This window comes from Acinetobacter soli, from assembly GCF_018139125.1.
GTDB lineage: Bacteria > Pseudomonadota > Gammaproteobacteria > Pseudomonadales > Moraxellaceae > Acinetobacter > Acinetobacter soli.
On record NZ_CP073241.1, the window covers coordinates 803,091 to 823,620 of the forward strand.

Below are 20,530 nucleotides of genomic sequence, written 5' to 3' on the forward strand. Positions count from 1 at the left end.
TTCAAATAGGCATAAAAAAAACTCATAAACCTTTTAAATTTATGAGTTTTTGGTGTTATTTCTTAAAATATATACTTTATATATTGAAAAAATGGTGGGCCCACCGTGACTCGAACACGGGACCAACGGATTATGAGTCCGCTGCTCTAACCGACTGAGCTATAGGCCCTATATCGCAAGTTATTGTATTTCAAACAATTTGCGTTGAGCGCAATCTTAGCGAATTTCAAAATATATTACAAGTTTTTTATTAAGTAGATACAGCGTAAACTCTCAAAAAAATTGCAAAAAAACGCTATGTTGCAAAACATTCGGATTCTAGCTCATGTCATCTTGTTGAGTAAAGCAATCAAAGACAATTATTGACCAACTCGAATTGTTTTTGACGATTTATTAATAAATTAAACGGGTAAGCTCTATTTTAAGCTTTAATGACTCCGAAAGATGCTTGTTGTAAAGGAAAGATAATACACAGTATGGCACATATACTTTGATTATTTATTCATCAATCACTCTAATAAAGCCCATTGGTGAATGTAAGAGATTTGAAGTAGATAAAGAACATCCATCCAGATCAGAACATCAAAGCATGAGTTAGCAATAAGCGTGGGTACGGTATCAAATTTGCTTAAATGATATCGAGATATGCGTAAATGGAAATTTAGGAAAAGTGATATGAAAAACTTTTTTTGTATGAAATTCAAGCATTTATAGTGGGTATAAATTCAACAGATCTGCTAAGGATAAAATAAAAATATGTATCAATTTGCAATATAATTGTTAAATTTGTCACACTTTTAAGGTGTGGAATAATATTAATTAATCTATGCAAGTTATCAATAAATTTACATTATTAGAATAAGTGTTTGTTTTTAAATGTATTTTTAATATAAAGGCAGATTCTATCAATATTTGTTAAAAGTTGATCAAAAAAGAATATTTTTCATTTTAGTCATTACTTATACAAGAAGTTTAGAGTATTCTTTAAGTGATTAAAAGCACAAATCCCTTCAGCAAGTATTTGTATTATTTTAATTTTTTTAAATTATTATATATCGAGACAAGTATGAGCGATGCAAGAATGCTGTATGTGAGTAAGTTAAAAGAATGTGATAATCCAATGAATGAATTATTTAATATTTTAACTGAAGCATTAAATTTTAATACCCCAAATGCAATTTGTGGTGCACTTTATTATGGAAATGGCTATTTCGTTCAGTGTCTTGAAGGTAACAAAATCAAAATTAATGATCTTTTTCATAACAAAATCTTAAACGATCCTCGTCATGAAAATTGTGAATTAATGTATTGTGAGGATGTAACAGACAGATTATTTTCTAAATGGCATATGAAATATGCTATTTTTCACAAGGAAATTGTTAATTTTTTCTCTGAATATAATATTGATGAATTTAATCCATATACTTTGTCAATTGGTAATATTCCTGAATTTATTAATTTACTTTCTAAGCAGAAAGATAGCTTTTATACACTCAAACCAAACAGTGTTTGATTTTAATTTTTATAAGATAAACTAGATATAGAAATATATTTAGTTGAAAGGTGGGAAACTCGTTTTCCATCTTTGATTTTTACATATAAATTTTAATAAGAGACAAATTAAAGAATACGTATTTATCCAATTAGCATTAAATGCTACACTTTATTTTATGTGGATTAACAATTATGATTATTCTTGAATATTTTTGGATTTGTTAAAGAAACGAAATGTCAAAAGTCGACCATGTAGTAACGCAAGATTTGAGTGAAACCATTATCTGGTTATTTCATCATCCTGATATTTTTGATTCACTACATTATGATACAGCAACAAACCAATTACGGGTATGTCACGCACTAGGTGAAGATCTGATTCGAGAAGGAATGTACTTAACTGCAAAATATGGAAATTTAGTGACATCAATATAAAAAACCCTCAAATGACTTGAGGGTTTCTTTACCAACTGAACTTAAGCTGACATTGCATCGACAGCCATGGCACGTACAGATACTTTTGGTTTTTCTGCAACAAGGCCTAATTTTGCAAACAAGACCTGATCTTTACCTTCACCAGCGTTTGGTGTAGTGAGAAGTTTGTCACCGGAAAATAGGGAGTTTGCACCTGCCATAAATGCCAATGCTTGATCTGAATCACTCAAAGATTCACGGCCTGCCGAGAGACGAATATAACTCTGTGGCATGATAATACGTGCTACAGCAATGGTACGAATCCATTCAGTCACATCTAATTTTTCAACTTCTGCCAATGGTGTACCTTCAATTGGTACCAACATATTAATTGGCACAGATTCAGGATGAATTGGAAGCGTTGCAAGCTCATGTAACAAGCCGATCCGGTCTTGTTTCTGTTCGCCCAAGCCCACAATACCACCACTACACACTTTCATGCCTGCACCACGAACGTGATCAAGCGTATTCAAACGATCATCAAAGGTACGGGTACTGATAATATTGTTATAGTACTCGCGTGATGTATCGAGGTTGTGGTTGTAATAATCTAATCCAGCATCTTTTAAACGCTCAGCTTGCGACTGATTCAGCATACCGAGTGTCATACATGTTTCAAGGCCCAGTGATTTTACTTCGCGAACCATTTCAAGCACATAAGGCATATCGCGTTCATGCGGGTTACGCCATGCAGCACCCATACAAAAACGTGAAGAGCCAGATTCTTTAGCAGCTTTCGCTTCTAAAATAACTTTATCGACGGCAATACGCTTTTCTGCTTCTAATTTAGAATCATAATGTGCAGATTGAGAGCAATATTTACAATCTTCCGGGCATTTACCTGTTTTGATTGAAAGTAACGTACTTACTTGAATCGTGTTGGCAGAAAAATGCTCACGATGCACTTGTTGTGCCTGAAATACCAAATCTAAAAAAGGTTGATCGTAGAGTGCTTGGATTTCGTCACGAGTCCAATCATTACGTAATGTCATTGTCATAGTCCATGATGATTGCATTTACTAGTTCCTAATCATACAGAATTCGTGCCAAAGCCGAAGGGCAAAAAACATCATTTTTTAATGGATCTGGTATTGTTTTTTCAATTGTTGTTCAATTGCCCAATCAATATGAATTTGTACAATTTCATCATGCTGCTCGCGCGCCATTTTTAAGGCCTCGATGACTTCATCTGAGTAGGGTGCATTTCCCAAACCAATCGCAATATTGCGTTTAAATGATTGAAAGCCAGTTCGCCGAATTGGGCTACCTTCAGTATTTGCCAAAAATGTGGCCTCATCCCATGTCCATATTTCAAGTAGTGAAATATTATCTAATCCATGTCGCGGGTTGAAGTCCGGAATTGAAGCTATTTTTGCAAAACTGTTCCACGGGCAAATGAGCTGGCAATCGTCACATCCAAAAATACGATTACCAATACCAGCTCTTAATTCTTCAGCAATGATGCCTTTATATTCAATGGTTAAATAGGCAATACATTTGCGTGCATCCAGCATATACGGTTCGACAATCGCTTGGGTTGGACAAATATCGATACAGGCGGTACATGAGCCACAATGTGCTGTGGCAGGCTGATCAAAGGGCAATTCCAAAGAGGTAAATAGTTCACCTAGCACAAAAAAAGAGCCAGATTTTTTATGAATGAGTAGGGTATGCTTGCCCGTCCAGCCCATTCCGGCACTCTCCGCCAGTGATTTTTCAAAAATTGGCGCAGAATCGGCAAATGGACGTGATTCAAACTCACCAACGCGCGCTTTAATGATTCCAGCCAATGTTTTGAGGCGCCCACGCATGACCTTATGATAATCGCGCCCGCGTGCATAACGCGCAATAATGGCCGAATTGGGTTGATCTGGTACATATCGAGGCTTAGGGCTTTCTACCAGATAATTCATGCGCACACAAATAATGCTTTTGGTACCAGGCAACAGTAGGGTTGGGTCGGCACGCTTATCGAGATTTTCTGCCAGATAATGCATATCGGCATGATAACCACGTTTTAAATACTCTTTAAAACGTGGCATTTGGTCTTGAGCATCTGGTTTAGCGATGACACAATCAGAAAAACCCAGCGCTAAGGCCTGCGATTTAATCCAGCTTTTGAGTTCTTCTGGATCATCTTGCGTGAGGGGAATGCTGCCATGCGGCTGATCAAGTGGCATAAATTAAAAAATAACGGAGAATTCAAAATGCATGCAGCAGTTTATCACAGCCAAGAGATCCGAGCATGGGAACAACGGTGGTTCCAAAAGCAAAATTCATCGCTCGGGCTTATGCAACAGGTTGCATGGTCAATTTGCAATAAATTGGATCATTTCATTCAAAAAAATAGCCTAAGTGTTCGTAAAATCGCGGTTTGGTGTGGAATGGGGAATAACGCAGGTGATGGTTATTTTCTGGCGGCTTATCTTCAGCAAGCGGGTTATCAGGTTACTATTTTTGCTGCCCCGGCAGGTGAATCTCCAGATCTTGCGCAGGCCGTACAAACTGCGCGTAGGCATCAGCTTAATATTCATTCATCTTTCGATGTACCCGATGTATATGATTGTCATGTCGATGCGCTATTTGGTCATGGTTTAAATCGTAACCTCGACTCAGACTGGCAGACGGTGATTAAGCACTTTAATCAGCTTTCGGGGTTTAAAGTGGCGATTGATTTACCTAGTGGCTTAAATGCAAATACGGGGCAGTGCTTACCTATAGCAATTAAAGCCGATATCACCTATACCGTGCTTGCCCACAAAATAGGACTGCATACAGGGCAAGGTTCTGAGTTCTCTGGACAAGTTGAACTGATTGACTTGCTTCCACCTGACATTTCGTTGCGAGCGACCGCACTTTTAAAGCCTGCCAAGATTATATTGCCTAAACGCCAAGCCTTTGGACATAAGGGAACATATGGCCATGTACTGGTTGTTGGTGGCCATCGTGATATGGGCGGCGCGGTGATTATGGCTGCAGAAGCAGCCTTTCATGCTGGCGCCGGAAAAGTGACTGTGGTTTGTGATGCGACTCATCATGCTGCTATTTTGGCACGAGCGCCCAACATCATGATTAAAGACATTCAAGCTTTAACTTCAGATGAAATTCTGACTTTACTTCAGCAAATCGATTCGGTTTGTTTTGGTATGGGGCTTGGCCGTGATGAATGGTCAGAAAAACAGTTTATGAAATGGTGTCCTGTATTACTGAAACGCGCTGAATTACATCTAGTCATCGATGCCGACGCACTCTGGTTTTTAGCCGAACACAGTTTCACATTTTCACAAAACGTATATCTCACCCCTCATGCTGGCGAGGCGGCGAGATTACTAAATACTTCTGCTAAAGAGATCGAACAAGATCGAGTAACTGCCATTGAGCAGCTTTATCAGCGATTTTCCGGACAATGGGTACTTAAAGGTGCTGGTAGTCTTATTTTGGAGCCAGATCAGCTCTGGATCTGTACAACTGGCAATGCCGGCATGGGCACGGCGGGTATGGGGGATGTACTGGCAGGTATGATTGCCAGCCTGAAAGCACAACTCGATACGCATATTTCGTTATCGGATATTGTGACTTTACACGGACAGGCAGGTGATCGACTGGCGCAATCGGGCCAACGAGGGATTCAGGCGCACCAAATGCTTGATGCGATCTATCAGGTCGTTAATCCTTAGATTTCATTTTAACGACGCCGGCTACTGTATCTGCTGCGGCCTCTGGCCATACCGCCAAGTGCATTGAGCACTGCAAATTTACTCATATTGCCCGATGCATGGGCATGGCAAATTGCAGCAGCCAAGGCATCCGCAGCATCTGCCTGTGGTTTGATGGTTAAGCTCAAAATACGCATGACCATCATTTGCACTTGCTCTTTGTCGGCTGCGCCATATCCAACCACCGATTGTTTGATCTGACGTGCGGTATATTCAGCCACGTCTAAATCTAAATTGACCAATGCAGCAATCGCAGCGCCGCGTGCTTGACCGAGTTTTAAAGCAGAATCAGGGTTTTGTGCCATAAATACTTGCTCAACCGCAGCTTCGGTTGGGCCATGAAACTTTACAATGCGTTCAACGCCAGCAAAAATTCGTTTTAATCGCTCTGGCATTCCTTGGGTTTCGGTGCGAATCGTACCGGCATCGATAAAACGTAGGTCATTTCCATTTTTTTCAATGATTCCATAACCGGTTAAACGCGAACCTGGATCAATTCCGATGATTAATGGCATAAAAGACTTTAAAAATAAAATAATGCCCATATTTTTACATAAGCGCATGAAAAAAGCTTGATTCTCTTTGAGTCGGTCTTGATACTGCATAAAACCTTTAATTTTTTGAGATAGACATAGTTTTAAATGAATTTACTTCTTATTGTTGTTCTTGGCGCGATTCTGGAAATTGCTGTATGGATTGGCATTGCTCAATTCATAAGCGGCTGGTACGTGTTTTTCTGGTTTATTATCGCTTTTTTCATTGGTTTGAACATGTTACGTTCAAGTGCATCCACCATCATGCCACAACTACAACAAATGCAGATGTCAGGTCAGCTTGGTAACGATCCAGCGGTCAGCAAGAAACTTGCAACGGCGATGGCTGGCTTTTTACTAATGATACCAGGTGTGATTTCCGATATTTTAGCATTATTGATTTTAATTCCAGGGGTACAAACATTCTTCCGTAATGCCTTAATGAAAACGCTCGCTAAGCGTCAAGAAGCCATGATGAACAAAATGATGGGTGGCATGATGGGAGGTGCTGGCGGAGCAAATGGCCAAAACCCATTTGAAGATCTCATGCGTCAAATGCAAAATATGCAGAATCAGCAGGGTGGTGGATCTCCATTTCAAGATTCAAATGTAATTGATGGTGAAGCGCGCGAAGTGAAGCCAGATCAGAAACAAATCGAGCACAAAGATCAGAAATAAACGATTTTCTGAGTTGAAAAAAAGCTGAATGATATTTTCATTCAGCTTTTTTATTGTCATCAGTTTTATCAGAAGTCTCTTGATCTAATGTGAGACCAGAAGCTTCAGTACCGTGATTGGGTTGATATTTGTTGGGAAGGAGCGCAGTTTGGCGATTTTCAGACTGCTGATATCCACGGCTGCGGTTCGCGCGCTCACGGAAACCACCTTTGTTAATAAGTTGAGCCATATGATGAGGTTAATTGCTGCATGACATTTCACATTTTAACAGTTGAAACTTTTTTTCACTAGCCGTGCCAAAAATGTAACAATTTTGGCACTATTAAGTCATTTGATTGAAATGGTTTGCTGTTGAAATATCGTACACATTGTCATAGTATGCAATTAAAGATCCATATTTGGTTCTTAATTATGCAAACGAAACTAGAAAAATAAATCAGCACTAAGACAGGGGGAAGCCCATGCTGTATCAATATCGTTGTGCGTGTTGTGACAAGGTCGTTGCATCAACAGACAAAGAATGTCCTCACTGTGGTTCGCATCATATCCGTAGTCCTTACGGGTGGTGGGTATTTTGCTTAGTGGGTTGTCTAGCCGTAGTGATGGTGGTTAAAACCTTTCATTTCTATGTCGAGGCGCAAGATGACACACCTAATCAGCATACTTTGCTGGACATTTTTAATCATGATAAACCGACTAAATCGAATCAATAACGCGTAATTAAAACCAAAAAAATGTCCGACTTGTGTCGGACATTTTTTTAATCAATTGCTTAGCAATTAAAGGCCAGATGCATCTTTGAGCACTTGTACTTTATCTGTTTTTTCCCAAGTAAAGGCAGTATCTGATCCTTCGCGACCAAAATGGCCGTATGCAGCAGTTTGCTTATACATCGGTTGAAGCAGGTTAAGCATACGGGTAATACCAAATGGACGAAGGTCGAAGTGTTCGCGGACCAAGGCCACGATCAATTCGTCATCTACTTTTCCAGTATTAAACGTATTGATTGAAATCGAAGTTGGCTCAGCCACACCAATCGCGTAGCTCACCTGAATTTCACATTTGTCTGCCAAGCCAGCTGCAACAATATTTTTTGCCACATAGCGCCCTGCATAAGCAGCAGAACGGTCAACTTTCGATGGATCTTTACCAGAGAATGCACCACCACCGTGACGTGCCATACCGCCGTAAGTATCTACAATGATTTTACGACCTGTTAAGCCACAGTCACCCACTGGGCCACCAATCACAAACAATCCCGTTGGATTAATGTGGAATTTAGTTGCGGCATGGAACATGTCTGCTGGAATAACTGGCTTGATAATTTCTTCAATAATGGCTTCTTTTAGCTGTGCTTGAGAAATTTCAGGATCGTGTTGAGTCGATAAAACGACCGCATCCAAGCGAACAGGTTTGCCATTTTCATAAGCGAATGTGACTTGGCTTTTTGCATCTGGTCGTAACCATGGCAAAACACCAGAGCGACGAAGCTCGGCTTGACGTTCCATTAAGCGGTGCGCATAAGAGATTGGTGCAGGCATAAGCACGTCAGTTTCACGGCTTGCATAACCAAACATCAAACCTTGGTCGCCAGCGCCTTGGTCTTCAGGTTTCTGACGATCTACACCTTGTGCAATTTCAGGTGATTGCTTGCCGATCATGTTAATGACCGCACAGGTTGAACCATCAAATCCGAGATCAGAGTGATGGTAGCCAATACCGTTTACGGTTTGACGAACGATCGCTTCAAAATCAACATTCGCTGTTGTGGTAATTTCACCAGCCAGAACCACAGCACCTGTTTTTACGAGTGTTTCACAAGCAACCCGTGCGTATGGGTCTTCTTTTAAGATCGCATCCAAAATAGCATCACTGATCTGATCTGCCATTTTATCGGGATGACCTTCGCTTACAGATTCCGAAGTAAAAACAGCGTACTCGCGCATGAAAGTCCTATCACAGTTAATTCAAAAGACGGGATATGTTACATCGACTTAGACTTCAGGACTAGCTTAAGCTGACTAAAATCAATGAATTTATTTCAATTCATATAAATTTTAATTTATATCAATAGAACTTATAAAGCATAGTGTTTTGTCTAAGTTTCAGTTATACAATAATCAATCTCAGATGAAATTTATGTGAAATCATCCGATTCTTTTCACCGAAGTGTATTAAATCGAAAACTCTATAACTGATTGAAGCTAACAAAGACGTATATAAAGATGAATCAAATTCACTTTCAACAAGATTGAGTGTTTAAATTTATTGCCTTTAGATTTGTTCATCAGATTTGAGCAATTTAAAAATCATCGAGAATCAGTTAATTTTTAAACATTTTGTGCCTGAATTCAAAAAAACAAACATGAAACGTCACTCTAGGCTTTACCCATTCAGTTTTTTTTAAGACAATACTCACAGTTTGAATTCTGATTCATTTCTTCTTCCTTATCAGCTTTAATTTGGATACTGACCTATGACGACCCCTTTAAACGAACGTCGTATTGCAAACGCAATTCGTGTATTGGCTATGGATGCTGTGCAACAAGCAAACTCAGGGCATCCTGGTGCACCAATGGGGATGGCAGATATTGCTGATGTGGTGTGGCGTGAATTTTTAAACCATAATCCAGCAAACCCGCAATGGGCCAACCGTGACCGTTTTGTACTTTCTAATGGTCATGGATCAATGCTGCATTATGCGTTGTTGCATTTAACTGGTTATGATCTTTCAATTGACGATTTAAAACAGTTCCGTCAGCTTCATTCAAAAACACCGGGTCACCCAGAATATGGTTATGCACCAGGTATCGAAACAACAACAGGTCCTTTAGGTCAGGGCATTGCAAATGCTGTTGGTTTCGCACTGGCTGAAAAAACACTAGCCGCTCAGTTCAATAAAGACGACTTAACAGTCGTTGATCATTTCACTTATTGCTTCTTGGGCGATGGCTGTTTGATGGAAGGCATTTCACATGAAGTGTGTTCATTGGCGGGTACATTAGGTCTGGGCAAACTCATTGCTTACTATGATGATAATGGCATCTCGATTGATGGTGAGGTTGAAGGTTGGTTCAGTGATGATACTGAGCAACGTTTTAAGGCTTACGGTTGGCAAGTTCTTCGTGTAGATGGTCATGATGCCGCTGCAATCCGTCAGGCAACGATTGAAGCAAAAGCAGAAACTACTAAACCAACTTTAATTATCTGTAAGACAATTATTGGTTTAGGTTCTCCAAACAAGCAAGGTAAAGAAGACTGTCACGGTGCGCCATTGGGTGCAGAAGAAATCAAACTTACCCGTGAAGCACTGGGTTGGAGCGATGAAGCATTTGTTATTCCGCAAGATATTTATGCCGCTTGGAATGCCAATGAAAAAGGTCAAACTTCTGAAGCTGCATGGAATGATGTATTTGCCGCGTATCAAGCAAAATATCCAACTGAAGCAGCAGAATTATTGCGCCGTGTAAATGGTGACTTGCCTGCAGATTTTACTGCACAAGCCGATGCATTTATTGCGCAGGTGAATGAGAAAGCAGAAACAATTGCAACCCGTAAAGCGAGCCAGAACACCTTGCAAGCGTTCGGTCCGTTATTGCCAGAAATGCTAGGCGGTTCAGCAGACTTGGCTGGTTCTAACCTGACACTTTGGAAAGGGTGTGAAGGTGTGCAGGACAACCCGGCAGGAAACTACGTGTACTATGGCGTACGTGAATTCGGTATGACAGCCATTGCTAACGGTGTTGCGCTGCACGGTGGTTTTGTTCCTTATGTTGCAACGTTCCTGATGTTTATGGAATACGCGCGTAATGCCGTACGTATGTCTGCATTAATGAAGCAACGCGTGATTCATGTATATACCCACGATTCAATTGGTTTGGGTGAAGATGGTCCAACACATCAGCCAATCGAGCAAATCGCGTCACTTCGTGGTACGCCAAACCTCAATACATGGCGTCCTGCTGATACAGTTGAAACAGCAATTGCATGGAAATCTGCGCTTGAGCGTAAAGATGGTCCAACCGCATTGATCTTGTCTCGTCAAAACTTGCCATTCCAGTCACGTTCTGAAGCACAAATTCAAGATGCCGCGAAAGGTGGTTATGTATTGGCACAAGAAAAAGGCGAATTGAAAGCGATTATTATTGCAACAGGTTCTGAAGTATCTATCGCGATGGATGCCTACGCACAGCTTGAAGGCGTTCGTGTGGTATCTATGCCTTGTGCAGAGTTGTTCATGACTCAAGATGCAGCATATCGTGAAGCGGTATTGCCTGCGAGCATTCGTGCTCGTGTTGCGATTGAAGCGGCGCATGTCGATTACTGGTGGAAGTTCGTAGGTCTAGACGGTAAAGTGATCGGAATGACCACTTATGGTGAATCTGCACCTGCAAAAGATTTGTTCCAGCACTTTGGTATTACTAGCCAAGCTGTAATTGAAGCAGTACAAAGCTACTAAGTTTTAGCGCTTTAAAAGAAAGGCCCTTGTTTGCAAGGGCTTTTTTTTGCCTGTAATTGTGATCGATTGAATCAATAATGTAGCTTTTTGTCTTTTAAAATAAGATAAATTCTTTAGAGCAACTTTTATTGCATCCTCTAAATGTATAATTTAAATAAATAAAATTCAAAATTATTAAGAAAAATTAAATTTAAAGTGTGGTGTTTCATCCATGCAACATATCGTTTTATAAATCAGAATGATTTAAATTGTTGAATGTATAGACTAAATAACATGATTTAAAAGGAAAACATCGAATGAAACTTCAATCATTATCTTTAGGTTTGGCGGTTGCGATCAGCAGTACATTGGCACTTGCAGCGCCAGTAGATTATAAAATTGATCCAACGCATACAGCAACCGTATTTAGCTGGAACCATTTTGGTTTTTCAACACCAAGCGCGAACTTCAGTGACATCCAAGGTGTCATTAAAGTCGATAACGCTAAACCTGCAAACTCATCGGTAGACGTGACGATTCCAGTCAGTAGCGTAAATACCAATGTGCCAGCTCTAGATAAAGAATTCCAGCAAGAAGGCTGGTTTAATGCAGCCAAGTATCCAAACATTACCTTCAAAAGTACTAAAGTTGAAACCAAAGACAAAAAACACTTCAAAATTACAGGCAATTTAACCGTTAAAGGCATTACCAAACCTGTGGTGCTTGATGCTGTACTTAATAAACAAGGTGAGCACCCAATGGCAAAAGTTCCAGCGATTGGCTTTAATGCAACTACTTCGTTTAACCGCTCAGAATTCGGTATCGGTAATTATGTGCCGAATGTGGGAGATAAGATCACAGTCAACATCACCACTGAAGCAACTGCTGCTAAAAAATAAGTAATGACACAATAAATCATTCAAAAAGAGATGCTGCGGCATCTCTTTTTTTATTGTGATTAAATTTGAATTTGTAAAGATCTGATTTTGTTATCAATCTCTATTCTGTAGCAGGCATTAGGTTTTCTGTCCGTGTGCAATTGAAAGTAAGCGAAGATTTGGAAGTTCCGATGAGCAAAGCGCAGAAACTGTGAAAGAATTTTATAAAATGGCAATCCCTGCCTACAGTGTTGCACGTGCAATTGACTATGCAATTGAACAACCTAAAGATGTCGATATCAATGAAATTGTGCTACGTCCAATACAACAAGATTTTTAATGCTATTTAGTTTTACAAAAAATAAAAGCCTACTCATGATGAATGGGCTTTTGAATCTCTAACACAGAATGATTTGAATGACATGATCGCACCTCGTGATCACAGTTCCTTTAAATGCATACCATCTTGATCTTATAAAGCTTGGCAAAACAAGGTATGATAACGCGTTTTGCATAACAACCTTTTGGAGATCCCTGAGTGGAGCGACCGACAATCAGCCCTGAACATTTACAGGAAGCAGCAGAAAGTTTAAGCACAATTCGTGATTTTATTCGTTTTGGTGTGACTGCATTACGTCAATATGATGCTCATTTAGGACAAGGGACAGAAGATTATTTTGCTGAAAGCTCAGCACTGGTATTGCAAACGTTGTCACTTGAATGGGCGGCAGACTCAGAAATTCTAGATGCCAAATTGCTGCCAAGTGAAAAAGCCGAATTTTTGAGTTTACTCGAACGCCGTATCAATGAGCGTACGCCAACGTCATATTTGCTCAATCTTGCTTATTTTGCCAACAAACCGTTTTATGTCGATGAGCGTGTTTTAATTCCTCGCTCACCAGTAGCAGAGCTGATCGAACAACGTTTTGCGCCGTATTGCCTCGATGAAAATGGTCAAATGCGAGAGGCACAAAACAATCTGCCAGAAAATGCTGCGCCAAAAACACCGCACCGAATTCTAGATATGTGTACAGGTTCAGGATGTATCGCAGTTGCATTGGGTTATGCGTATCCAGATGCAGAAGTAGATGCAACAGATATTTCAAAAGAAGCACTTGAAGTGGCTGCGCTGAACGTTGAGCATCACAATAAGCAATATCAAATTGCACTCATGGAGTCAGATCTTTTCGCAAAAATTCCTGCCGAAAATCAGTACGATTTGATTGTCAGCAACCCGCCTTATGTTGACGCTGAAGATATGGCTGACTTGCCAGAAGAGTTTTTACATGAGCCTGAACTGGCTTTGGCAGCAGGTCAGGATGGACTAGATTTGGTGCGTAAAATGCTCGCTCAAGCGGCTGATTACTTAAGCGAAAATGGTCTGATTGTGATTGAGGTGGGTAATTCTGAGTGGGCGATGCGTCAAAACTTTAATACGGTCGATTTTCACTGGTTGACATTCCAAAAAGGTGGTTCGGGAATCTTTGCATTGACTGCTGAACAGTGCCGTCGTCATCAGAAATTATTTCAAGCATCATTAGAGGGATAAGGAAGAAACGTTATGGCAGGGAATAGTATTGGACAGCTGTTTCGAGTCACCACCTGTGGGGAATCGCATGGCGTCGGCTTGATGGCAATTGTAGATGGTGTTCCGCCGGGTCTTGAACTTTCTGAAGCGGATTTACAACAGGATCTTGATCGACGTAAACCGGGTACCTCAAAGTTTGCAACACAGCGCAAAGAGCCCGATCAGGTTAAAATTATTTCGGGTGTGTTTGAAGGTAAAACTACGGGCACATCGATTGGTCTGTACATTGAAAATACGGATCAAAAGTCGAAAGATTACGGCAATATTGCGCAAACTTTCCGTCCTGGACATGCCGATTATACCTATACGCAAAAGTATGGTTTTCGCGATTATCGCGGTGGCGGACGCTCAAGTGCACGTGAAACGGCCATGCGTGTCGCTGCTGGCGCGATTGCGAAAAAGTTTCTTGCAGAGAAGTTTGGTATTGTCATTCGCGGGCACGTAACACAAATCGGAACTGAAGTAACAGAAAAACTCGACTGGAATGAAGTTTCTCAAAATCCATTTTTTTGTGGTGATGTTGATGCCGTTCCACGTTTTGAAGCTTTAGTTACGTCTTTACGTGAACAAGGTACAAGTTGTGGCGCCAAACTCGAAATCGTAGCAGAAAATGTTCCAGTTGGTTGGGGTGAACCTGTATTTGATCGACTTGATGCCGATATTGCACATGCGATGATGAGTATTAATGCAGTAAAAGGCGTCGAAATTGGCGACGGTTTTGCTGTTGCTGGCCAGTTTGGGCATGAAACCCGTGATGAGTTGAGCGCTAATGGATTCTTGGCGAATCATGCAGGGGGTATTTTAGGCGGAATTTCAAGCGGTCAGGATATTCGCGTTGCGATTGCTTTGAAGCCAACTGCGAGTATCACTACGCCGGGTAAAACCATTAATATCGATCGTGAAAATATCGATGTTTTAACCAAAGGTCGCCATGATCCGTGTGTTGGGGTTCGGGCAACGCCAATTGCAGAAGCAATGCTTGCGATTGTGTTGATGGATCATTTTATGCGCCATCGTGCACAAAATGCAGATGTGATTCCGCCTTTTGAGCCAATCGCGCCTTAAGACGCTACTTTAAAAAAACACCTCACACCATCGATGGTGTGAGGTGTTTTTTTATGACTTGTTATACACTTCGATAAAGTTTTTATAGGCGCTTGATTGTTGTCCATCTTTATACATGGCACGTTTGATTGGGCCATGATCGGTATTGATTTGTACTTCAATTGATTTTGCGTTTTTAAATTCAGATAAAAAGCTACTTGGTACCACAATATAGTTACTCGAACGTCTAGGCTCTAAACGATTCACATAACGTAAGACGGTAGGCTGTTTGGGTTTGTAAGATAAATGTTTACCATCAACAATAAAAGTCACCTTTTTGATGTCGTAATACAAATACGAGCTATTGAGGCGAACATCGATTCTTAATTGGCTCTTGTTTTCCGGATTCCAGCGTGCACTCATAATCGGGCACTGTTCGGTCGGTTGACACAAAAGCAGTCCCGCCGTTGCCACATCATCCGGTGGAGCCGTATCTTGAGGAACAGTTGCACAACCATGCAATAAAAAGAGTGCTGTACACCACCCAAAAATTCTTTTCATGTTTTTCCTCGTTCATCCAATTTTGAGAAACTTTCGACTTAATCGTCTTTACCTAAAAAATGAAATGGGGTTGATGCTTTAAACTGACTGGTTGCATCTCCCGCATAGACATTTTCCTGATTTTTTCCTAAATCCAGTTTCTTTGTTATACCATCTTTAAAGTTAATCTTTTTTAAATCTATCCAAAAAATATTGGGTGAAAGAGCCGATTCAAAAAAGTACATTTTATGTTTATGGTCAACCACTGTTCGCCATCGGGTCGATGAAATATTAGGTTCTTCTTCAGTATTTAAGCCATAAGGAACAGATACGTTTCGAATCACGCCAAATACAGAAGCAAGACTGGCTTTTGGATCTTCAGTTTTGGGAATGGCATTGATATAAAACGATGCCCGAGCAAATCGGTCAGCTGCGCGATTGGTTCCCGGTAAAAATGTTGTACCCCCTATTTTTTTCCAATATTCATTTAAGGCAAGCTGCTCTTCAAAAATAGGGGAATTGGTCATCACCTGATAAGTCTTACTGTGATGAATCACTTGCTTGCCATTGATATATTCAACAATAGCGCTGTCGCCCGTGGCATCGGAAAGTGACAAATGTAAGGTAGTTAGTCTTTGTTCTCCGGGAACTGCATCACTGACAATAATAAACGGTTCTTTTTCTAAAGCTGTAACCGCTTCATTTACGGTTGCAAAATTATCGAGCGCATATTGTGCCCACGCGGCAATGGTTAATTTAGGCTTGTTCGAGGTTTTTTCGTCTGGATATTGTGATTCCACCAGCCACAATAGATTGGCGTTGAGTCCTGCTTCGTTGACACCGTCTGTGGTTGCAACATCATAACCAGTAGCAACAACGCTTCCGTATTTAGACGTCCACTGGATGGAGTTTTTACCTGAATTGCCACTGCGTTTGATACCGCTAGGTAGAATCCACAGATTGGTACCTACATCACTTTTCCAATCCATGGATCGGGCAGTGAGAATATTCTGATTGTTACCTTGATATACCACACGAGTACACGCCTGAGCAGTGTAAGATAAAAGAAAGGTCGAAGATGCAATAACAGAACTCAAAAGTATGTGCTTGAACATAATTTTGTCCTTTAATTCAAACTATAATTTTTAGAATGCGTTAATTTTCAATTAAAATTTAATGTACGATCTGCGTTTAATTACGCAGTCTGTTGTCCTGAATGTACTCGATTTAGGCAATAAAAACGAGTTTAATTACAAAAAGTAAGTTTTTAATTCACTTGGGCTGCATGAGTTCAACTTATTGGCTATCGACTATGATATTTGTCACTAAAATTTAGCCTGTATTGGCATGTCGGATAAGCTACACATCTTGCGCATCCTCATTGATTCGATATGATAAGAATTTCGATATGATGAGAATATTGAATAAACCGACATGGAAAAACATACGCTCAAGTCAGCGTTTTAACTAAAATCAAATCAGGCCATTAAATACACCAGAAGATAAAAACTGCTCAGGCTTATACAGATTGTGGCTAGTGTATGTCGAATAACATAGGCAACCAATATGGTAATCAGTGTGGCAATAAAGTAGGGGTTTATAATGTGCTCTCGAAAGACATGATTATCCATCAGAATAATCGGAACGCAAATCGATGAAAGAATGCAAGGTGCAGAATAGCGCAAGGCACGATTAAGCCAGTCGGGAATTTTGATCGGAAAACGAGGTTCTAAAAAAATATAACGATTTAAAAAGACAATTCCCGCCAGTAAAAGCATAAATGTCCATGTCATTCTTTTTTCTCCTTAGATTCAGACCATGCCGCCACGCTCATCCCAATCAGTGCAGCAATTAATCCACCCATCAAGATATTTAAATATAAGCTTAGTGCTGTCAGAACAAGCGTGGTGATCACCCCGATCAGAGCATGTCGGTTTTGAATGAGAGGCACAATAATGGCTATAAACGTTGCAACAATAGAAAAATCCAGATGCATGTGTTCAAGTTGTGAAAATGATGAGGTCAGTAGCACACCAAAAAAACTAAACACAAGCCAGCAGAGATAAAACCAGATTCCTGCACCGAGTAGTACACGATAGTTGTAATGTGGTTGAGTGCTACTGATTGCAAAGAGCTCATCGGTTAAAACAAATCCCAATAATACACGTTTGCCGAAAGATTCATTTTTCACAGATGAACGTAAGTTGAGCGCGTATAGGTAATGTTGTGAGGTGATCAGAAATACAGACAAAACAATACTAATGAGTGGAGCGCCCGCCATGATCATACCAAGTGAAACCAACTGAGCTGCACCAGCAAATACAAAAGCAGACATCCCGATGGCTTGAGCAGGGGAAAGTCCAGCCTGAATCGCCATCGAACCGGCCAGTAATCCCCATGGCAAAACAGCAATGCACAAGGGAGTAATTTTTAAGGCGCCCGTAACTAAATCACGTATATGGGCCAAGTTAAAATAATTCGATATTACATTATTCATCATGATTGGATTTTACATCTCAAAATAACAGTACGATTTTAGCCACCTAAAATTGATCTTAATTGCATAAACTTGCTTATTTTAAACTTCGAATATAACCACCGGGTGTGATGCCGAGTGCATTTTTAAAATGTCGCGTGAAATGACTTTGATCTGAAAAACCGCAACGTTGCGAGACATCTGAAATCGTCAAATCTTCACGTAATAATTTTTGTGCTTTCATAATACGACATTGAACAAGCCACGCATGCGGAGAAAAACCTACATGTTTTTTAAATTGTCTTAAAAAATGCCACTGGCTTAAATGTGCAAAGCCTGCGAGTTCACCCAGTGAAAAATCATGTTCGGGATGTGTTGCGATCATTTCTTTGATTGTAAGTATTTTGCTTTTGGCATCACTTAAGCTCAATAATGACGGCTTTGTTTGACTATAGCGTGTAGTCAACCAAGCCATGGTAGATAGAAAAAGTGTTTCTTTAAGTAAAATATTCTGTGGCTGCTCAAGAAGATCAAATAATAATCTGAGCTGCTGGGCAAGACCTTCATCATGAACCACAGCATGCGTAAACCAAGGAATGAAACGCTGGGTAGAAAACAAATCCTGAGTAAGACGACTCAATAGTTCAGGGGTTGGATAAATTGCTCGATAGCGCCAACCAGTTTCAACAGCCGAAGAACCTGTATGAATTTCATCTGGATTGACTAAAATAATATCGCCTTTGGGCGCAACATGATGAGCACCAGTACGGAAAAAACGCTGCGCACCATCTTCAATTACACCAATACAAAAGCCTTCATGAACATGACGAGAAAATGTTTGCTGATAGTATTGCGCGCTCAGCATTTCTAATCCACCTAACTCCTTAAGATGCAGATAATGAACCTGTTCACGCGGTCTTCGGGACATAATAAACTTACCTGTATCGCATGCTGTAGAGAATGCTAAAACGTGATGGTGGTTTATAGAACAAAATTGCTGCTTTTCAGTTTAAATTTCCAGTAAAAAATGATCATGTAGTCGTTAATTTTTTAAAATTAATCAAAGTGTAAAGAAATCTAAGTACTTTAAATAAGTATCAAGGCTGAAAGAATAGATCTGATGAAAAAAGCAAATGTTGCATATCTTGATCAATTAATTGAAGATTTTAAACATAATGGGGAAAAGCCATCCAAGATTGTGATTGGATATAAAATCTATTCGGAGTTGATGAATGATACAACTTTTTCTAATGAGGTTTTGCACTCAGCACTCGATGCCAGTAAGCGTAAATACAAAAAGCTCAAGATTAAAATTAGCCAAGATGAATTTCAGCTCAAAATTGAATAGCGACGCTGGCTACAATTAAGTTAAGTGTTGAAAGCGCATAAGTGTTTACAAAATCTAAAGCATCACAGTGCAATATTTAGCCATGTGATGTTTTTTTTCGATAGTATAAAAGCCGACTCAAACAAATAAGGAAAATAAGAAATGTTAGGCGCTTGTTTGTGTGGTGCAGTGCAGATTGACGTTGAGGTCAATTCTGAGGAAATTACAGTGTGTCATTGCAGCATGTGTAGAACATGGGGAGGAGGCCCAGCTTTGACAGTTGAATCGACTCAAAAAATCAAGCTTACTGGGCAGCAATTTGTTCGAAAATATGACTCATCGGAATGGGCAGCGCGATATTTTTGCCAGCAGTGCGGCACCAAGTTGTTTTACAAGCTGAACGAACGAGAGTATTACAGCATTAATGCCGAATTATTCGACTTAGCTCCCAATTCCAAAATCCATCTTGAGATTTATGCCGATCACAAGCCAGATTATTATCAGTTTCTAACGAAGTCACCTCAAATGACCGAGCAGCAAGTGATCGATCAATTTTCCAATGACGAATAAAAGATCAGAAATAAAGCTGACTTATACCAAATTGAGCTGCTTGAGATAATCTAAGAGAATTGAACGTGCCACGTGAGATAAACCTTGAGCATAGCGTGCGGTATCGGCGCGAAGCGCTTGAACTGAAAAATTTCCTTGTCGAAGCTCAGCTGTATGCCCGATGAGCCAGCGTTCAAAGTTATCACCACACACTTCCAAATGAAACTGTAAAGCAAGTACATGCGTTCCACATGAAAAGGCTTGATGCGGATAATGTTCTGAACTTGCCAGCAGCGTTGCTGACGTAGGTAAATCAAAGGTATCACCGTGCCAGTGTAAAACCGGTTGATCGATTAGCCCTTGTAATGGATTCTCTGATGTGGCCTTGATGTGTAACGTACTCCATCCAATTTCTTTGTGCTCTCCAGCATAAACTTTGGCACCGAGTGCTTTGGCAATAAGCTGAGCACCTAAGCAAATTCCAATCGTCGGCTTATTCGCCGCTAAGCGCGCTTTAAGAAGTGCCGTTTCTTGTTTTAAAAATGGATAGTCGGCTTCTTCATACACACCGATTGGCCCACCTAAAATGACGGTAAGGCCATCATGCTCAAAGGCAGGCTTGAGGTCATCTACACCTGCTTCAAAATAGCGCACTCTAAAACCGAGCTCATAAAAAAGATCTTCAAGCGAGCCGAGATCTTCAAAGGCCAAATGTTGAACTGCATAAATAGTTTTCATGGCGTAAGTTACACAATATTAAAAAGATCTCATGCGATCATACCTGAAGTATGCATA

The 20,530-nt window shown here is 40.3% G+C and carries 22 protein-coding genes, 1 tRNA gene and 1 pseudogene; 12 read left to right on the plus strand and 12 right to left on the minus strand.

Translation table 11 applies throughout. From position 1 onward, the window contains the following. Nucleotides 1-92: 92 nt before the first annotated feature. A tRNA-Ile gene (locus KCV09_RS03605) sits at nt 93-169 on the minus strand. Nucleotides 170-1,066: 897 nt separating this feature from the next. Here KCV09_RS03605 and KCV09_RS03610 point away from each other — a divergent pair. Both KCV09_RS03610 and KCV09_RS03615 read left to right on the plus strand, forming a co-directional pair. Then, nucleotides 1,067-1,513, plus strand: a complete 447-nt coding sequence (locus KCV09_RS03610; RefSeq protein WP_004937200.1) for a BLUF domain-containing protein — start codon at nt 1,067-1,069, stop codon at nt 1,511-1,513. Between the two features lie 215 nt (nt 1,514-1,728). Continuing rightward, the gene (locus KCV09_RS03615; protein WP_025095190.1) at nt 1,729-1,929 is read left to right on the plus strand and encodes a hypothetical protein; all 201 of its coding nucleotides are present in this window, start codon (nt 1,729-1,731) and stop codon (nt 1,927-1,929) included. A 41-nt stretch (nt 1,930-1,970) separates the two neighbouring features. On the opposite strand, the gene bioB is transcribed toward KCV09_RS03615, so the two are convergent. Then, a complete protein-coding gene (bioB, locus tag KCV09_RS03620; RefSeq protein WP_025095189.1) occupies nt 1,971-2,960 on the minus strand; it encodes a biotin synthase BioB in 990 nt (329 codons plus the stop codon). A gap of 84 nt (nt 2,961-3,044) precedes the next feature. Further along, nucleotides 3,045-4,148 carry a tRNA epoxyqueuosine(34) reductase QueG gene (gene queG / locus KCV09_RS03625; RefSeq protein WP_119025783.1) on the minus strand — a complete coding sequence of 368 codons (1,104 nt, stop codon included), beginning with the start codon at nt 4,146-4,148 and terminating at the stop codon, nt 3,045-3,047. A 27-nt stretch (nt 4,149-4,175) separates the two neighbouring features. On the opposite strand from queG, the gene KCV09_RS03630 reads away from it, so the two are divergent. Next, a complete protein-coding gene (locus KCV09_RS03630; protein ID WP_212515545.1) occupies nt 4,176-5,645 on the plus strand; it encodes an NAD(P)H-hydrate dehydratase in 1,470 nt (489 codons plus the stop codon). Between the two features lie 8 nt (nt 5,646-5,653). Here the strand turns inward: KCV09_RS03630 and ruvC are convergent, their stop codons facing one another. Next, entirely contained in the window at nt 5,654-6,199 is a 546-nt protein-coding gene (gene ruvC, locus KCV09_RS03635; RefSeq protein WP_025095186.1) for a crossover junction endodeoxyribonuclease RuvC, read from the minus strand. A gap of 126 nt (nt 6,200-6,325) precedes the next feature. Here ruvC and KCV09_RS03640 point away from each other — a divergent pair, with 126 nt between their 5' ends. Beyond that, entirely contained in the window at nt 6,326-6,895 is a 570-nt protein-coding gene (locus tag KCV09_RS03640; protein ID WP_025095185.1) for an FxsA family protein, read from the plus strand. A gap of 37 nt (nt 6,896-6,932) precedes the next feature. Here the strand turns inward: KCV09_RS03640 and KCV09_RS03645 are convergent, their stop codons facing one another. Beyond that, nucleotides 6,933-7,124: a hypothetical protein gene (locus KCV09_RS03645; RefSeq protein ID WP_048763061.1), complete on the minus strand. Its 192-nt coding sequence runs from the start codon at nt 7,122-7,124 to the stop codon at nt 6,933-6,935. Nucleotides 7,125-7,356: 232 nt separating this feature from the next. Between KCV09_RS03645 and KCV09_RS03650 the strand changes: the two genes are divergently transcribed. Continuing rightward, complete coding sequence (locus KCV09_RS03650) at nt 7,357-7,608, plus strand: hypothetical protein (protein ID WP_004937217.1); 252 nt, start codon at nt 7,357-7,359, stop codon at nt 7,606-7,608. Between the two features lie 66 nt (nt 7,609-7,674). On the opposite strand, the gene metK is transcribed toward KCV09_RS03650, so the two are convergent. Further along, nucleotides 7,675-8,841, minus strand: coding sequence for a methionine adenosyltransferase (gene metK / locus KCV09_RS03655; RefSeq protein ID WP_004937219.1), 1,167 nt, complete (start codon nt 8,839-8,841; stop codon nt 7,675-7,677). A 530-nt stretch (nt 8,842-9,371) separates the two neighbouring features. Here metK and tkt point away from each other — a divergent pair. From tkt to aroC, 5 genes and pseudogenes are all read left to right on the plus strand, one after another. Further along, on the plus strand, nt 9,372-11,354 hold the full coding sequence (tkt, locus tag KCV09_RS03660; protein WP_104124330.1) for a transketolase: 1,983 nt from the start codon (nt 9,372-9,374) through the stop codon (nt 11,352-11,354). Between the two features lie 296 nt (nt 11,355-11,650). Then, the gene (locus tag KCV09_RS03665; RefSeq protein ID WP_004937223.1) at nt 11,651-12,232 is read left to right on the plus strand and encodes a YceI family protein; all 582 of its coding nucleotides are present in this window, start codon (nt 11,651-11,653) and stop codon (nt 12,230-12,232) included. A gap of 130 nt (nt 12,233-12,362) precedes the next feature. Continuing rightward, nucleotides 12,363-12,551, plus strand: a pseudogene (locus KCV09_RS16325) (oxidoreductase); the annotation flags it as partial. Nucleotides 12,552-12,749: 198 nt separating this feature from the next. After that, the gene (prmB, locus tag KCV09_RS03670) at nt 12,750-13,760 is read left to right on the plus strand and encodes a 50S ribosomal protein L3 N(5)-glutamine methyltransferase (protein WP_004937225.1); all 1,011 of its coding nucleotides are present in this window, start codon (nt 12,750-12,752) and stop codon (nt 13,758-13,760) included. 12 nt (nt 13,761-13,772) lie between these two features. Beyond that, nucleotides 13,773-14,864: a chorismate synthase gene (gene aroC, locus KCV09_RS03675; RefSeq protein WP_212515546.1), complete on the plus strand. Its 1,092-nt coding sequence runs from the start codon at nt 13,773-13,775 to the stop codon at nt 14,862-14,864. 51 nt (nt 14,865-14,915) lie between these two features. Here the strand turns inward: aroC and KCV09_RS03680 are convergent, their stop codons facing one another. The 5 genes from KCV09_RS03680 to KCV09_RS03700 all read right to left on the minus strand — a co-directional run bounded on the left by KCV09_RS03680 (nt 14,916) and on the right by KCV09_RS03700 (nt 18,787). After that, nucleotides 14,916-15,404, minus strand: a complete 489-nt coding sequence (locus KCV09_RS03680) for a hypothetical protein (protein ID WP_025095180.1) — start codon at nt 15,402-15,404, stop codon at nt 14,916-14,918. 38 nt (nt 15,405-15,442) lie between these two features. Then, nucleotides 15,443-16,498, minus strand: coding sequence for a linear amide C-N hydrolase (locus tag KCV09_RS03685; protein ID WP_004937231.1), 1,056 nt, complete (start codon nt 16,496-16,498; stop codon nt 15,443-15,445). Between the two features lie 363 nt (nt 16,499-16,861). After that, nucleotides 16,862-17,176 carry an AzlD domain-containing protein gene (locus KCV09_RS03690; protein WP_004937233.1) on the minus strand — a complete coding sequence of 105 codons (315 nt, stop codon included), beginning with the start codon at nt 17,174-17,176 and terminating at the stop codon, nt 16,862-16,864. After that, complete coding sequence (locus KCV09_RS03695) at nt 17,173-17,883, minus strand: AzlC family ABC transporter permease (protein ID WP_212515547.1); 711 nt, start codon at nt 17,881-17,883, stop codon at nt 17,173-17,175. The genes KCV09_RS03690 and KCV09_RS03695 overlap by 4 nt, the downstream gene beginning before the upstream one ends. Before the next feature lie 73 nt (nt 17,884-17,956). After that, nucleotides 17,957-18,787, minus strand: coding sequence for an AraC family transcriptional regulator (locus tag KCV09_RS03700; protein ID WP_212515548.1), 831 nt, complete (start codon nt 18,785-18,787; stop codon nt 17,957-17,959). Nucleotides 18,788-18,979: 192 nt separating this feature from the next. Here KCV09_RS03700 and KCV09_RS03705 point away from each other — a divergent pair, with 192 nt between their 5' ends. Next, complete coding sequence (locus KCV09_RS03705) at nt 18,980-19,207, plus strand: hypothetical protein (protein ID WP_004937238.1); 228 nt, start codon at nt 18,980-18,982, stop codon at nt 19,205-19,207. Nucleotides 19,208-19,348: 141 nt separating this feature from the next. Beyond that, nucleotides 19,349-19,756 carry a GFA family protein gene (locus KCV09_RS03710; RefSeq protein ID WP_212515549.1) on the plus strand — a complete coding sequence of 136 codons (408 nt, stop codon included), beginning with the start codon at nt 19,349-19,351 and terminating at the stop codon, nt 19,754-19,756. Between the two features lie 21 nt (nt 19,757-19,777). Here KCV09_RS03710 and KCV09_RS03715 read toward each other — a convergent pair whose 3' ends face one another. Beyond that, nucleotides 19,778-20,473 carry a glutamine amidotransferase gene (locus KCV09_RS03715; protein ID WP_212515550.1) on the minus strand — a complete coding sequence of 232 codons (696 nt, stop codon included), beginning with the start codon at nt 20,471-20,473 and terminating at the stop codon, nt 19,778-19,780. Nucleotides 20,474-20,530: the final 57 nt, after the last annotated feature.